This is a genomic window from Methylorubrum subtropicum, from assembly GCF_038442325.1.
GTDB lineage: Bacteria > Pseudomonadota > Alphaproteobacteria > Rhizobiales > Beijerinckiaceae > Methylobacterium > Methylobacterium subtropicum.
Genome location: NZ_JBBXMW010000001.1, coordinates 353,878 through 367,959, shown reverse-complemented (window position 1 = coordinate 367,959; position 14,082 = coordinate 353,878). Strand labels below are relative to the sequence as shown.

Here is a 14,082-nt window from a genome sequence, read left to right as displayed (position 1 = left end):
GGGCCGGCCCGGCCGCCCGAACCGAGCGAGGGGACCTCCCGCGTCGCCGTCGTGGCGGCGCGCACCCCCGCCCCGCTGATCCTGGCGCTGCACGGCCTGCCCTGCGCGACCGGCATCGTCGCGCTCAGGGCCCGGGTGATCGAGGATCTCGTCGCGCAGGCGCCCGACGTGATCGTGGTCGAGGCCGAGCCCGAGCGCTTCGACGCCCCGGCCCTGATCCGGGCCCTGCGCGAACGCGACGAGTTCAACCGAACGCCCATCCTCCTCGTGGCCGAGGGCGAGGCCAGGGCCCTGCGCCGGCTCGCCCGCGAGGTCGGGGCCAGCGACGTGCTGACCAAACCCTTCGACGCGCTGGAGCTTCAGGACCGGGTCGGCGTGCTGATCGAACTGGCCTCGGCCCGCGCCGACAGCGCCCGGCGGGCGCTCGCCATGCGCCGCGACGCGGCCCAGGCGCTGGCCGACGCCGCCGCCCGCGAGCGCGAGATCATCCGCCGCCTGATGCTGGCCGCCGAGTTCCGCGACGATCAGGCCGGCGACCACCTCACCCGCGTGGCCGGCTGCGTCATCGCGGTCGCCGAGGGGCTCGGCCTCAGCGGGGCGGAGGCCGACGACGTGGCGCTGGCCTCCACCATGCACGACATCGGCAAGATCGGCGTGCCCGACCACATCCTGCGCAAGGCCGGCCCGCTCACGCCGGACGAGTGGGTCGAGATGCGCCAGCACGCCCTGCGCGGCTACCGCATGCTGCACGACAGCCCCTCGCGCCTGCTCCAGATCGCCGCCGAGGTGGCGCTGACCCATCACGAGCGCTGGGACGGCACCGGCTATCCCCGCGGCCTCAAGGGCGAGGAGATTCCCCGCGCCGGCCGGATCGTCGCGGTCGCCGACGTGTTCGACGCGCTGATCTCGGCCCGCAGCTACAAACCGGCCTGGCCGCTGGAGAAGGCGCGGGCGCATATCGAGGCGGAATCCGGCCGCCACTTCGACCCGGCCTGCGTCGCCGCCTTCCTCTCGCGCTGGGACGACATCGTCGCGCTGGTGCAGGAGCGGGCGGCCTGACACGGAACCAGCCGCCTCGGCTCGCGGTCTTCGATCGATAAGGAGGCCCCCATGATCCCGACCTATCGGCGCGCCCTGATCGTCGGCGCCGGCTCCGGCCTCAGCGCGTCCCTGGCCCGGCTCTTCGCCGCTGACGGTCTCAAGGTCGGGCTCGCCGCGCGCAACGTCGAAAAGCTGCAAGACCTCGCCGCCGAGACCGGGGCCGCGCTGCATGCCTGCGACGCCACCGATCCGGGCGCGGTCGAGGCCCTGTTCGCCCGGCTGGAGCCGGCGCTCGGCGGTTCGCCCGACGTGGTGGTCTACAACGCCAGCGCCCGGCTGCGCGGCGGCATTGCCGACCTCGATCCCGCGGCGGTCGCCCACGCGATTTCCGTGAGCGCCACCGGCGGCTTCTACGTCGCCCAGGCTGCGGCCCGGCGGATGCTGCCCCACCGCCACGGCGCGATCCTGTTCACCGGCGCCTCCGCCAGCGTGAAGGGTTTTTCGGGCTCGGCTCCCTTCGCCATGGGCAAGTTCGCGCTGCGCGGCCTCGCGCAAAGCCTGTCGCGCGAGTTGCAGCCGCAGGGCATCCACGTGGCGCATGTGATCGTGGACGGCGCGATCCGCTCCGCCGCCCGCCCGGATTCCGAGGATCACCCCGACGCCACCCTGGACCCGGAAGCCATCGCCAAGACCTACCTCGCCCTGCTGCGCCAGGACCGCAGCGCGTGGAGCGACGAGGTCGCCGTGCGGCCGTGGGTGGAGCGGTTTTGAGAGGGGCGACGGCCCCGTTCGAACCGCTCGGTCGGCTCGGGTTTTTAGGAACCCCCGAAAAACTTCGTCAGCGCCGCCCCCGTCGCATCCGGCGCCTCCTCGGCCATGAAGTGGCCGCTGTCGATCGAGACCCCCTCGGCCTGCGGCGCGAAGGTGCGGCGCCACGCGTCGAGTGCGGTCTCCGGCTTGTCCCGGTCGAGGTAGTGCCGGCTCGCCAGCACCAGCACCGGCATCTGCAGGGTGCGCCCCTCCGCGAGGTCGGCCCGGTCGGCGGCGCGGTCGGGGCCGTCGGCGCCGCCCGCGCGGTAATCCTCGCACATGGCGTGGATGCGCTCGGGTACGTTCCAGGCCTGCCGGTAGAGGGTGAGCGCCCGGCGGTCGAAGGCCGAGAGGTCGTCCCGGTTGCTCCACTTGCGCAGCAGCCCCTCGAAATAGCCGTCCGGGTCTCGGGCGATCTCGCGCTCCGGCTCCGGGGCGGGGCGCGCCTGCGACGGCCAATGCGCGTTCAGGCCGGGCTGCGCCTCGATCCGCTCCCACTGGACATGGGTCGGCACGATGTCGAGGAGCGCCAGCCGCTCGACCCGGCCGGGCGTATCGAGCGCCAGCCGGTAGGCGACCCGCGCGCCGCGGTCGTGCCCGGCGAGCCGAAAGCGGATATGGCCGATCCGCTCCATCGCCGCGACGATCTCCTCCGCGACCCGGCGCTTGGCGTAGGCCTCGCCGTTCTGCGAATCGGGGGCGGCCGACCAGCCGTAGCCCTTGAGGTCGAGCGCGATCACCCGGTGCGTTTGGGCCAAGGTCGGCGCCAGCCGGTGCCACATGGCGTGGCTCTGCGGGAAGCCGTGCAGCAGCAGCAGCGGGGGCGCCTCCTCGCGACCGCCGGCGCGGGCGAACCAGCGCCCGGCCGGGCCCTCGATCCAGAGCGGGTCGAAGCCCGGAAACAGGTCGTCGCCCTCCGCCATCGGCAGGAATCCTCATCAAAGCCCCGAACGGTCTTGGACAACGGCGACGGCCCGGGATGGCTCCCGCCGGGCCGGTCGGCGATCGCTCTCGAATTTCGCTGATCGATCAATGCGTAAGCAGAATGCCTAAGCGGCGGGCATGCCGAAAATTAAGACTTTCCGGCAAGACTCGGCGCCATGAGACCGCGGTGAGGCCGCGGGGCGACAACGGGCCTCCCGCCATGGACCATACGAACATCGAGGACTTCACCCAGATCGCCGCCGACTGGGTCTGGGAGACGGACGAGGCGGGGCGCTTCACCCGGCTCTCGCCGGAGACCGAACGGTTCCTCGGCCGCCCGGTCGCGGACCTGCTCGGCGTCGATCGCTCGGCCTTCGCCTGGGAGTTCGAGGCGGAGGGCCTGCATCTCTACCGCGCGGCGCTCGCCGCGCGGCGCCCGTTCCGCGAGCTGACCTACATCTACAGCCATCCCGACGGCGCCCCGCGCTGGTTCGAGATCAGCGGTCGCCCGTGCTTCTCCGCGGACGGCGCCTTCGCCGGCTATCGCGGCGTCGGCAGCGACGTGAGCGAGCAGCGCCGCACCCGCGACGCCCTGGTCGAGGCCCATGCCGAGCTGATCGAGCAGAACCGGCGCTTCGACGCCGCCCTGGAGAACATGAGCCAGGGCCTGTGCCTGTTCGACGCCCGGCACCGGTTGCAGGTGTGGAACCGGCGCTACCTCGATATGTTCGGGCTGGCGCCGGGCGCCCTGCAGGTCGGCATGAGCCAGCAGGCGATCATCGAGCAGCTGGTCGCGCTGGGCCGCTACCGCGCCGGAATGACGGTCGATTCCGTCAGCGAGGGCACCCGCACCTCGCTTGCCGCCGACGGCCCGAAGGCGCTGATGCGCGAACTCGCCGACGGGCGGGTGATCGCCGTGAGCCACCGGGCGATGCCGGGCGGGGGCTGGGTCTCGACCTTCGAGGACGTGACCGAGCGCCGCCGCAACGAGGCCCGCATCGTCCACATGGCCCGCCACGACGGGCTGACCGATCTGCCCAACCGCACGGCTCTGCGCGAGATCGGCATCGAGCGGCTCGCTGAGGCGCGCGAGGCCGGCGGGGGGCTTGCCGTGCTCTGCCTCGACCTCGACCGGTTCAAGCCGGTCAACGACAGCTTCGGCCACGCCGTCGGCGACGGCCTGCTCAAGGCGGTGTCGGCGCGGCTGCGCAACCAAGTGCGCGGGCGCGACGTGGTCGCTCGCCTCGGCGGCGACGAGTTCGCCGTGCTCCACGCGGTCGCCGACGCCGACGAGGCGGCGGCTTTGGCCGAGCGCCTGATCCGGGCCGTCAGCGCGCCCTACCGGCTCGACGGCGTCAGCGCCGAGATCGGCATGAGCGTCGGCATCGCGCTGAGCCTTCCCGAGGCCGGCGGGACGGGCGACATCGAGCGCCTGCTGAAGGAGGCCGACATGGCCCTCTACGAGGCCAAGGCCGCGGGCCGCGGCACCTTCCGCCTGTTCGAGCCGAAGATGGACGAGACCGTGCGCGAGCGCATCGCGCTGGAGCGCGAGCTGCGCGAGGCGCTCCAGGCCGGCCGGTTCGAGGTGCATTACCAGCCGCTGGTCGATCTCTCCGACGACCGCATCACCGGCATGGAGGCGCTGGTGCGCTGGCGCCATCCCGAGCGCGGCCTCGTCAGCCCGGCGGTGTTCATTCCGCTGGCCGAGGAAACCGGCCTGATCGTGCCGCTGGGCGAATGGGTGCTGCGCCAGGCCTGCCGCGACGCCGCCTCGTGGCCCGGCGACACCAGCGTCGCCGTCAACGTCTCGCCGCTGCAACTGCGCCACCGGGGGTTCGCCCAGACCGTGGTCGCCGCGCTCGCCGCCAGCGGCCTCGCCGCGGCCCGACTCGAACTGGAGATCACCGAGAGCGTGCTCCTGGACGACACCGAGGCCAACCTCGAGACCCTGCACGGCCTGCGGGCGCTCGGCGTGCGCATCTCCATGGACGATTTCGGCACGGGTTACTCCTCGATCAGCTACCTGCGCCGCTTCCCCTTCGACAAGATCAAGATCGACCGCTCCTTCGTGCGCGACTGCGCCGCGAGCCCGGACGCGGGCGCCATCATCCGCGCCATCGTGGGCCTGGGGGCGAGCCTCGGCATCACCACCCTGGTCGAGGGCATCGAGACCGAGCCGCAGCTCGCCGCCATCCGCGCCGAGGGCGCCCGCGAGGTCCAGGGCTTCCTGTTCAGCCCGCCCCGCCCGGCGGCCGAGGCCGCGGCCCTGCTGGCCGCGCAGGACGCGCAGGACGCGACGATCGCGGCGTGAGCGGGCCTGACGCGGCTTCGAGCCGAGCGCCCCGGCTGCCGCCCCATCCCGTCATCGCGAGGCGGAGCCGAAGCGATCCAGGGCGCCACGTCGCCAAAGGAGGCGAGACCGTACCGACGAGACGGCCGCCGCGTGACCTATCCGGATGCTGCGGAGCGCTGGATTGCGTCCGTTTCGCCTCGCAATGACGGTGGGGGCGTCGGCGCCAGCGCCGGCTCCCAGGTGATTCGCCCCGCGGACCCCAATGTTAATCGGCGGAACATCACGGCCGCGGCTTTCGTTGGACTTCCCGTCCGACCGAGCCCGACGCCACCGTCGGGACGGGCCCGGGCACGGGAGACGCGCCATGAGCAGCACCGTCGACAAGATCAAGGGCCTCGCCAACGAGGCCGCGGGCAACATCAAGCAGGGCCTCGGCAAGGCCACCGACAACGAGCGGCTCCAGGCCGAGGGCAAGGCCCAGGAGGTCAAGGGCGAGGGCCAGCAGCTCAAGGGCGACGCCAAGCAGGCCGCCCACGACACGGCCGACAAGATCAAGAGCAAGATCTGATTTGACGCCGGGCGAGGGCCGCAGGCCCGCCGCCCGGCGAACCCTTTCGCTCCGAGAACGTTTTACGCTCCATCGACGGAACGAACCGGGCAGCTTGGCAATTCTCCAAGCCAGATACGGACCCCTCTAGGAGGACACCATGATCGGTTGGGCAGTCACCTTCCTCGTCGTCGCTCTGGTCGCCGCTCTGCTCGGCTTCGGCGGCATCGCCGGCACCGCGATGGAAGCGGCCAAGATCGTCTTCTTCGTCGCCATCGCGCTGTTCCTGATCTCGGCGGTGATGGGCGCCGTGCGCGGTCGCTCGCCGCGGCTGTGACGACGAACGGATAGCACGGGCCTCATGGCCCGGTGAGGAGAGGCGGCCCTTGCGGCCGCCTTTTCCTTTTGCGCGGCCCCGCGCTCTGCTAAGGGGCCGGGATGACCGACAACAACGACACCACTCCGGCAGCCGGCGCGGAAGCCGCCGCCGCGCCCGAAGGCGAGCGCATCGCCAAGGCCATCGCGCGGGCCGGCATCGCCTCGCGCCGCGACGCCGAGGCCCTGATCGAGGCCGGCCGCGTCACCCTGAACGGGCAGGTGCTGACCTCGCCCGCGATCAACGTGACGGAGGCCGACCGCATCACCGTCGACGGCGAGCCGCTGCCGGCGCGCGAGCGCACCCGGCTCTGGATCCTGCACAAGCCCCGCGGCGTCGTCACCACCGCCCGCGATCCGGAGGGGCGCGCCACGGTGTTCGACGGCCTGCCCGACGACCTGCCCCGCGTCGTCGCCATCGGCCGGCTCGACATCAACACCGAAGGCCTGCTGCTGCTGACCAACGACGGCGGGCTGGCCAAGGTGATCGCGCACCCCGACACCGGCTGGCTGCGCCGCTACCGCGTGCGCGCCTTCGGCGACGTGAACCAGGCCGACCTCGACAAGCTGAAGAAGGGCGTCACCGTCGACGGGATGGAATACGGCCCCGTCGAGGCGACGCTGGACCGGGCGCAGGGCGACAACGTCTGGCTGACGCTGGGGCTGCGCGAGGGCAAGAACCGCGAGGTCAAGCGCATCCTCGAACATCTCGGCCTGTCGGTGAACCGGCTGATCCGGCTCTCGTTCGGGCCGTTCCAGCTCGGCGACCTCGAAGTCGGACTGGTCGAGGAAATCCGCACCAAGGTGCTCAAGGAGCAGCTCGGCAAGACACTCGCCGAGGAGGCCGGCGTCGACTTCGAGAGCCCGGTGCGCGAGGCCATCGCCCCGTTCGGCAGCCCCAAGAAGGCGGCGAAAGCCGCCGCCCGCGCGCAGGATTCCGAGCGCCCCGCCCCGCGGGCGCGCAGCGCCGGCGCCCGTCCGCCGCGCGATCCGGCCCGGCCCGCCGCCTCGGCGCGGGGGGTGGGCGCTCCGGCGCGGGGTGTGGGCGCCCCGGCCAAGCCCCAGCGCGCCGCCTCGCCGACCGTCTGGCGGGCGGACGACGAGGATCGGCCCCGCGCCGCGAAGGTGCCGCGCCGCGGCGGCGACCCCAAGGCCGCCCGCGCGGCGGCGGCCGAGCGCGGGCGCGAGCGCGTCGGCGCCATCACAGCGGTCGGCGAGCGTCGCGTCCTGGTCGAGCGGCTCCAGGCTTCGCCCGAAGCCCCGGCCCCCGAGCCGCATCGCCGCGTGCGCTTCCGCAACACCAACGAAGAGAGCGCCGAGCGGCAGGAGCGTCGGCCGCGCGAGGACCGTCCGGAGCGCGGCGACGCGCGTTCGGCCGCGCCGCGCCGGGCGCCGTCGGGCGAGGCCCGTCCCCGCCGCCGCGACGACGAGGGCGCCGCCGAGCGCCGCGGCCCGCCGCGTGAGCGCCAAGGCGAGGGCCGTCCGTTCCGTGAGCGCAGCGACGGTGCTCCCCGCCGCGAGCGGTCCTTCGATGGCGCCGCCCCCGAGCGCCGCGGTCCCCCGCGCGACCGGCCCCGGCCCGAGCGTTCGGGCGACGGCGAGCGCCCGGCCCGCGCCCCGCGCGGCGAGGGGCGTCCCGACAGCCGGTCCGAGGGGCGGCCCGAGCGCAGCGGCGGCGGCTTCAAGGGCGCCGGCCGTCCCGCGGGCGGCGGCGGCAAGCCCGGCTTCAAGGGCGGCGCGCGCCAGGGCGAGGCCCGCGACGGCGCCAAGGGCGGTTTCAAGGGCGGTGGCTTCAAGGCCGGCGGCGGCGGCCGTCCGGGCGGCGGCGGGTTCAAGGCGGGCGGCGCGCGGCCCGGCGGCTCGCGGCCCGGCGGCGCGGGCGGCGGCGGTCGTCCCGGCGGCAAGCCCGGCGGCTCGCGGGGCGGCGGGCGTCCGCCGCGCGGCGGCGCCTGATGCGCGGCTGAGGCGGCGTGCGGATCGTCGGCGGCGAGTGGCGCGGGCGCCGGCTCGCCGGGCCCAAGGACAATGGTATTCGCGGCGAGGGCATCCGCCCGACCTCCGACCGCCTGCGCGAGGCCCTGTTTAACGTCCTGGCCCACGCCTACGACGACGCGGTCGAGGGCGCGACGGTGCTCGACCTCTTCGCCGGCACCGGCGCGCTCGCCTTCGAGGCCCTGTCGCGCGGGGCGGCCTCGGCCCTCCTCGTCGATGACGGCCGCGAGGCCGGTGGCCTGATCCGCGACAACCTCGCGGCGCTCGATGCCCGCGCCCGCCTGATCCGCCGCGACGCGACCCGCCTCGGCCCCAGCGCCGACCCGCCCGCGACGCTCGTCTTCTGCGACCCGCCCTACGGCAAGGGTCTCGCCCCCGCGGCGCTCACCGCCGCCGCCAGGGGCGGCTGGCTCGCCATGGGCGCCCTCGTCCTCGTCGAGGAGGTGGCGAGCGCCGGCCCGGTCCTGCCGGAAGGGTTTTCGGAGCTGGAGCGCCGGGCCTACGGCGAGACCGCGGTGACCTTCGCGCGGTTCGAGGGATGAGATATCGACGTCGGCGATAGGGAATCGCCCGTCGTCTCCTCGGCGAGGTCCCGCAATTCATATGCGCAGGTTCTATTCATAAGAAATCCGCATTCGTGTTGCTTGCGAGCGCCGACGCTTCGCATGGCGTTTCATTCAAATATGATGTTGCGACCAAGATACATCGTTCGATCTTGTGCGCGACGATAGGCATTTCTGGTTGACCCGATCCGTCGCGGTTCGCTAACGGCGAGCGTCCCTGCCCGTGTGCAGAGAACGCCTCGACGGTCGAGAGGCTTCCTTCAGCGTCATTCCTCTCTGCTCAGAGGCAATTATGCAAGTCATATCCAAGAACAAGAATTACGTCATTTCGAGCAGCTTCGGGACGAGTATCGTCGAGGGTACCAATGCTGTTGGGGCGAGCGGAAAGACGATATCGTTCCAGCTCGATCAGATTAATCCGATCTACAAGTCGTTCTACTGGAAGATCGAGCCGATCACGGGTAGTTACGGTGATTTCTGGGACAATTTCTGGAGCAATCGAGTCGGGGGGGAGCCCGCGGACGAGTTCGCCCTTAGCGGTGGCGGCAGCAGCGTCGAGCTCATCATCAATCCCGATAACTACAGCGAGAGCAATGAGCAGTTCAAGATAAGCTTCTACCTCTCCGTTCTTGATCCTTATCACGGAACTCCCCCGGTCGCCTCCGCGACATTCACGATCATCGATGACGACGGGATCGTGCTGAAGGGTGGGAAGGGCGCCGATACGCTGATCGGCACCCGCAAGGTCGATACGTTGTACGGCAATGCCGGCAACGACACCCTCGACGGGAAGGGAGGTGCCGATTTTCTCTACGGCGGCGCCGGCAACGACACGTTCCTCGTCGACAACGCCCTCGACCAAGTCTTCGAAGCTGCGGGACAGGGATCCGACACGATCCTGTCCAGCGTCAGCTACCATTTGGCCGCCAAGCAGCAGGTCGAGACCCTCAAGCTGCTTCCCGCGACGGGCAAGGCCAAGCTCAACCTGTCCGGAAACGAGTTCGCCAACACGCTGGTCGGCAACGACGGTGCGAATGTCCTCGACGGGAAGGGTGGCGCCGACCGGATGTCGGGCGGCCTCGGCAACGACACCTACCTCGTCGACAACAGCCGTGACGCGATCGTCGAGTCCGCCAGGGGCGGCGTCGACAAGGTGCTGACGACCGTCAGCTACGCGCTCAAGGCCGGGCAGGAGATCGAAAGCCTCCAGCTTCTGTCCTCGACCGGTACAGCCCGGCTCAACCTCGCCGGCAACGAGTTCGGCCAGACGATCGTCGGCAATGCCGGCACCAACGGTCTGGAGGGCAAGGGCGGCCACGATGTCCTGACCGGTGGTCGTGGCGCCGATACCTTCGTGTTCGCGAGCGCGCTCGGCGCGAACAACGTCGATCGGATCACCGACTTCGCGGCCGAGGACACGATCCGGCTCGGCAAGAGCATCTTCTCGGCGCTGGCGCCGGGCCAGCTGGCCGAGAGCGCGTTCAAGAACATCAGCACAGACAAGGTCGATGCCGCGGACCGCATCCTGTACAAGCAGGCGACGGGGGAGCTGTTCTACGATGCCGACGGCTCGGGCAAGGCGGCGGCGGTGAAGTTCGCCGTGCTCGACAACAAGGTCGCGATCACCCACGCCGACTTCCTCATCGGTTGAAGGCGGCTCCAACCTGACGGCAGGGCGCCGACGCGCCCCGCTGCCCCTTTCCGGCCTCCCGCCCTATCTCCGTCCGGCACGCCCGCGAAGGAGGCCCCATGTCGATCTCCCGCCGAACGCTTCTGCACGGGGCGGCGCTCGCCGCCGCCGGTGCCACGCTCAAGGGGGCGCCGCCGGCCCGCGCCGCCGAGGAACCGCTGATCGTCCGGCCGATCCCGTCCAGCGGCGAGCGGCTGCCGGCGATGGGGATCGGCACCTCGCGCCGCTACGAGGTCGCGGTGACGCCGGAGGCCACCGCCCCCTTGCGCGAGGCGGTGGAGCGCTTCGTCGCGCTGGGCGGCAAGGTCATCGACACCGCGCCGAGCTACGGCACCGCCGAGGACGTGCTCGGTCTGATCCTCGACGGGATGCGCGAAAAGATCTTCCTGGCCACCAAGGTCGCGGCGACCGGGCGCGAGGCGGCGGAGGCCGAGACCGAGCGCTCGTTCAAGCGCCTGCGCACGGAAAAGATTGACCTGATCGCGGTCCACAATCTGATCGATACGCAGAGCAACCTCGCGATCCTGCGCGGGCTCAAGGAGAAGGGCCGCATCCGTTACGTCGGCGTCACGGTCTGGCGCGACGACCAGTTCCCGGAGCTGGAAACGGTGCTGAGCCGCGAAAAGCTCGACTTCCTTCAGGTCAACTACGCGCTGGACAGCCGCAAGGCCGCCGAGCGCATCCTGCCGCTGGCGGCTGAGCGGGGTGTGGCCGTGATGGTCAACGTGCCGTTCGGGCGCGACCGGCTGTTCAATGCGGTGAAGGGCAAGCCGGTGCCGGATTTCGCGCGTGAGTTCGGCTGCGCGAGCTGGGCGCAGTTCTTCCTCAAATACGTGCTCGCCAACGAGGCCGTGACCTGCCCGATCCCCGGCATGGCCAAGGCGCAATACGTCGAGGACAACATGGGGGCCGCGCGCGGGCGCCTGCCGGATGCGTCCGAGCGGCGCAAGATGGAGGCCTTCATCGATGCGGTTTGATTTTTTTGGGACTTTCGCGCGGCGCAGCGTCCTCGCGGCTCTGCTGTGCACGCTCGCGCTGCCTGCCGTGGCTCAGTCCGAAAATCCCAAAAAAATCGGGATCGTCGGGGCGGGCAATATCGGCGGCACGCTCGGGCGGCTGTGGCTCAAGGCGGGCTACGAGGTGTTCTTCTCCTCGCGCCATCCGGAGGAGCTGAAGCCGCTGATCGAGGAACTCGGCCCCAAGGCGCGGGCCGGCACCCCGGCGGAGGCCATTGCGTTCGGCAACGCCGTGCTGATCGCGGTGCCCTACAAGGCCTATCCCGAGCTGGGACGTGAGAACGCCGCCGCGCTCAAGGGCAAGGTGGTGATCGATGCCGGCAACGCCGTGAAGGCGCGCGACGGCGAAATCTACGACGAGGTGGAGAAGGACGGGATCGGCGCGGTCTCGGCCCGATACCTGCCCGGCGCGCGGATCGTGCGGGCCTTCAATGCGGCCAATTACAAGATCTTTCTCAAGAATGCGGGCCGTCCCGAGCCCCGCATGGCGGTGCCGATCGCGGGCGACGACCCCAAGGCGTTGGAGACGGCCCGCACGCTCGTGAGCGATGCCGGCTTCGATCCCGTGGTCGTCGGCGAGCTGGAATCGGCCAAAAAGTTCGCGATGGGCTCGCCCGGTTTCGGCCACGACCTGTCGGCGCCGGAGCTGAAGGCGAAGCTCGGGGTCGCGCCTTGAGCCTGTCCGCCCGGCTCGCGCGCCTCGTCGATGTGCGGCCGGGCGAGGGGCCGGCGCTCGCGTGGTCCTGGGCCTACATCTTCGCGCTCCTGGCGAGCTACTACGTGCTCCGCCCGATCCGCGACCAGATGGGCGTGGCGGGCGGGCTGGAAAACCTGCCCTGGCTGTTTCTGGCCACACTCGTCGGGATGCTGGCGCTCAATCTGCCCTTCGCGTGGCTGGTCAAGCGCCTGCCGCGCGCCCGCTTCGTGCCGCTGACCTACCGCTTCTTCATTCTCAACATCCTGATCTTCGCTGGCCTGATCGCGGTGACTGAGGGCGAGACGGCGGTCTGGGTGGGGCGGGCCTTCTTCGTCTGGCTGTCGATCTTCAACCTGTTCGTGGTGTCGATCTTCTGGGCCACGATCGTGGACGTGTTCACCACGGAGCAGGGCAAGCGCCTGTTCGGCTTCATCGCCGCGGGCGCCACGCTCGGCGCGATCTGCGGCTCGGCGGTGACGGCGACGCTTGCCCGCGACGTGCCGACCTGGGCGCTGCTGGTCGCCGCCGCCCTGCTCCTGGAGGCCGCGGTCTTCGCCATGCGGGGCTTGTCCGGCATCATCGGGCGGCTGCACGCGGTGCCGGAGGAGGCGCGCGCCGGCGAGACCATCGGCGGCGACGTGTGGGCCGGCGTGAGGCGGACGGTCGCCTCGCCCTACCTCCTCAACATCGCGCTGTTCCTGATGCTGTTCTCGGTGACGGCGACGTTCCTGTATTTCGAGCAGGCGGCGGTGGCCAAGCGCAGCTTCGCCGACAAGGGCGCGCAGACGGCGTTCTTCGCCACCGTCGATCTCGCGGTGAACGCCCTGACGCTCGGGGTGCAGCTGTTCTTCACCGGCCGCATCGTGAAGCGGCTCGGCGTCGGCGTGACGCTGGCGCTGCTGCCCTTCGCGAGCATCGTCGGGTTCGCCGCCCTCGCGCTGTCGCCGACGGTGGGCGTGGTCGTCGTGATCTACGTGCTGCGCCGGGCCGGCAACTTCGCCATCGCCCGGCCGATCCGCGAGGTGCTGTTCACGGTGGTCCCGCGGGAGGACCGCTACAAGGCGAAAAGCTTCATCGACACGGTGGTCTATCGGCTCGGCGATCAGGTCGGCGCGTGGTCCTATGCCGGGCTCTCGGCGCTCGGCTACGGCGGCCACGCGGCGGCGATCGTCGCCGTGCCGCTCTCGGCGGCGTGGCTCGCCAACGCGCTCTGGCTCGGCCGGGCGCAGGTCGCGCGACAGGCGCAGGCCGAACGCGAGGGTGCCCTCCCCCCGGCGGGCCGGGGAGAGGACACTCTTTGAGCGGAACGCTCAGTTCGTCGCGGTCTGGCCCTGGGTGCCCGAATCGTTCGGGCAGCGCGGATGGCCGCCGGTGGTCGGGGTGGCGCTCGACGACAGGGTGATGGTGTCGGTCAGCGACGGGGGCACGAGGCCCAGCGAGGTGCGGATGCGCCACGCCACCGAATGGTCGGCGCAGGCCGTGTCGCCGGAGACGCCGACGCCGCCGATGGCGGTGTTGCCGCGGTAGAGCGCGAGGCCGCCGCCGAAGGTGATCGTGCCGCCGACGCGCTTGCCGACCATCGGGTCGTTCACGGTGCCGAAGGTCGAGACGTCGCCGGCGAAGGCGGCGTTGGAATCGAGCACGTTGCCGCCTTCCAGGCCGAACAGCGGGTTGCCGCCGCTCGGGCTCGGCTGGACGAAGCCGTAGAGCTGCGCGGTGGAGAGCGGGCCCTTCGGCGCGTCGAGGCTGAGGCCGTTGGCCGTGAAGGCCTTGGCGGCGGCGATCTGGCGGCTCAGGAGCCACTGCGAGTAGACCGTCGCGCCGGAGAAGGCGACGGCGCAGACCGTGCCCGAACGATTCACGGCCACCGCCCAGAAGTGATTGTTGAGACCGGTCGAGTCCGCGGTCGCGGCCCGGTTCACCGCGGTCCGCAACTCGGACTGCGTCACCGGACACGAGACCGAAGCCTCTTCGGCCGCCCGGACGGGGCTCGACATCAGCATCGCGGAAAGAAGTGCGCCTCCCAGGACTGCGACGGTCCCGGTCCTCTTTTTCGAATACGACATTTCCCAACCCTCTGTTGGGCTCCGAAGAGCCGGCTCCGCGATTCGAATCACGCGGAGTGGGTATTGGC

General features: G+C 71.3%; 13 protein-coding genes. 11 read left to right on the top strand and 2 right to left on the bottom strand.

Annotation, left to right across the window (positions count from 1 at the left end; all coding sequences use genetic code 11):
* The first annotated feature begins 51 nt into the window (after positions 1-51).
* Positions 52-1,059, top strand: coding sequence for an HD-GYP domain-containing protein (locus tag AAHG03_RS01725; RefSeq protein ID WP_342148571.1), 1,008 nt, complete (start codon positions 52-54; stop codon positions 1,057-1,059).
* A gap of 51 nt (positions 1,060-1,110) precedes the next feature.
* On the top strand, positions 1,111-1,812 hold the full coding sequence (locus AAHG03_RS01720) for an SDR family NAD(P)-dependent oxidoreductase (RefSeq protein ID WP_342148274.1): 702 nt from the start codon (positions 1,111-1,113) through the stop codon (positions 1,810-1,812).
* A gap of 44 nt (positions 1,813-1,856) precedes the next feature.
* On the opposite strand, the gene AAHG03_RS01715 is transcribed toward AAHG03_RS01720, so the two are convergent.
* Positions 1,857-2,774 (bottom strand): alpha/beta fold hydrolase, encoded by a 918-nt coding sequence (locus AAHG03_RS01715; protein ID WP_342148273.1) that lies wholly within the window; start codon positions 2,772-2,774, stop codon positions 1,857-1,859.
* A gap of 221 nt (positions 2,775-2,995) precedes the next feature.
* Here AAHG03_RS01715 and AAHG03_RS01710 point away from each other — a divergent pair, with 221 nt between their 5' ends.
* From AAHG03_RS01710 to AAHG03_RS01670, 9 genes are all read left to right on the top strand, one after another.
* Positions 2,996-5,086, top strand: coding sequence for a putative bifunctional diguanylate cyclase/phosphodiesterase (locus AAHG03_RS01710; protein WP_342148272.1), 2,091 nt, complete (start codon positions 2,996-2,998; stop codon positions 5,084-5,086).
* A 346-nt stretch (positions 5,087-5,432) separates the two neighbouring features.
* On the top strand, positions 5,433-5,636 hold the full coding sequence (locus AAHG03_RS01705) for a CsbD family protein (RefSeq protein WP_342148271.1): 204 nt from the start codon (positions 5,433-5,435) through the stop codon (positions 5,634-5,636).
* A gap of 139 nt (positions 5,637-5,775) precedes the next feature.
* Positions 5,776-5,952 carry a DUF1328 domain-containing protein gene (locus AAHG03_RS01700; RefSeq protein WP_082552349.1) on the top strand — a complete coding sequence of 59 codons (177 nt, stop codon included), beginning with the start codon at positions 5,776-5,778 and terminating at the stop codon, positions 5,950-5,952.
* Between the two features lie 101 nt (positions 5,953-6,053).
* Positions 6,054-7,943, top strand: a complete 1,890-nt coding sequence (locus tag AAHG03_RS01695) for a pseudouridine synthase (RefSeq protein ID WP_342148269.1) — start codon at positions 6,054-6,056, stop codon at positions 7,941-7,943.
* A 17-nt stretch (positions 7,944-7,960) separates the two neighbouring features.
* Positions 7,961-8,524: a 16S rRNA (guanine(966)-N(2))-methyltransferase RsmD gene (gene rsmD, locus AAHG03_RS01690; RefSeq protein ID WP_342148267.1), complete on the top strand. Its 564-nt coding sequence runs from the start codon at positions 7,961-7,963 to the stop codon at positions 8,522-8,524.
* A 244-nt stretch (positions 8,525-8,768) separates the two neighbouring features.
* Positions 8,769-10,196, top strand: coding sequence for a calcium-binding protein (locus tag AAHG03_RS01685; protein ID WP_342148266.1), 1,428 nt, complete (start codon positions 8,769-8,771; stop codon positions 10,194-10,196).
* A gap of 98 nt (positions 10,197-10,294) precedes the next feature.
* Positions 10,295-11,212: an aldo/keto reductase gene (locus AAHG03_RS01680; protein ID WP_342148265.1), complete on the top strand. Its 918-nt coding sequence runs from the start codon at positions 10,295-10,297 to the stop codon at positions 11,210-11,212.
* Complete coding sequence (locus AAHG03_RS01675; protein WP_342148264.1) at positions 11,202-11,927, top strand: NADPH-dependent F420 reductase; 726 nt, start codon at positions 11,202-11,204, stop codon at positions 11,925-11,927. Before AAHG03_RS01680 ends, AAHG03_RS01675 begins: the two co-directional genes overlap by 11 nt.
* Positions 11,924-13,249 (top strand): NTP/NDP exchange transporter, encoded by a 1,326-nt coding sequence (locus AAHG03_RS01670; RefSeq protein ID WP_342148262.1) that lies wholly within the window; start codon positions 11,924-11,926, stop codon positions 13,247-13,249. The genes AAHG03_RS01675 and AAHG03_RS01670 overlap by 4 nt, the downstream gene beginning before the upstream one ends.
* Positions 13,250-13,258: 9 nt before the next feature.
* Here AAHG03_RS01670 and AAHG03_RS01665 read toward each other — a convergent pair whose 3' ends face one another.
* Entirely contained in the window at positions 13,259-13,945 is a 687-nt protein-coding gene (locus tag AAHG03_RS01665; RefSeq protein WP_342148260.1) for a heme-binding protein, read from the bottom strand.
* Positions 13,946-14,082 lie beyond the last annotated feature (137 nt).

Coding starts and splice junctions, on each gene's coding strand:
- AAHG03_RS01715 (WP_342148273.1), bottom strand. CDS start 2,774: ATGGCGGAGGGCGACGACCTGTTTCCGGGCTTCGACCCGCTCTGGATC.
- AAHG03_RS01700 (WP_082552349.1), top strand. CDS start 5,776: ATGATCGGTTGGGCAGTCACCTTCCTCGTCGTCGCTCTGGTCGCCGCT.
- AAHG03_RS01695 (WP_342148269.1), top strand. CDS start 6,054: ATGACCGACAACAACGACACCACTCCGGCAGCCGGCGCGGAAGCCGCC.
- AAHG03_RS01705 (WP_342148271.1), top strand. CDS start 5,433: ATGAGCAGCACCGTCGACAAGATCAAGGGCCTCGCCAACGAGGCCGCG.
- AAHG03_RS01665 (WP_342148260.1), bottom strand. CDS start 13,945: ATGTCGAGCCCCGTCCGGGCGGCCGAAGAGGCTTCGGTCTCGTGTCCG.
- AAHG03_RS01680 (WP_342148265.1), top strand. CDS start 10,295: ATGTCGATCTCCCGCCGAACGCTTCTGCACGGGGCGGCGCTCGCCGCC.
- AAHG03_RS01720 (WP_342148274.1), top strand. CDS start 1,111: ATGATCCCGACCTATCGGCGCGCCCTGATCGTCGGCGCCGGCTCCGGC.
- AAHG03_RS01675 (WP_342148264.1), top strand. CDS start 11,202: ATGCGGTTTGATTTTTTTGGGACTTTCGCGCGGCGCAGCGTCCTCGCG.
- AAHG03_RS01710 (WP_342148272.1), top strand. CDS start 2,996: ATGGACCATACGAACATCGAGGACTTCACCCAGATCGCCGCCGACTGG.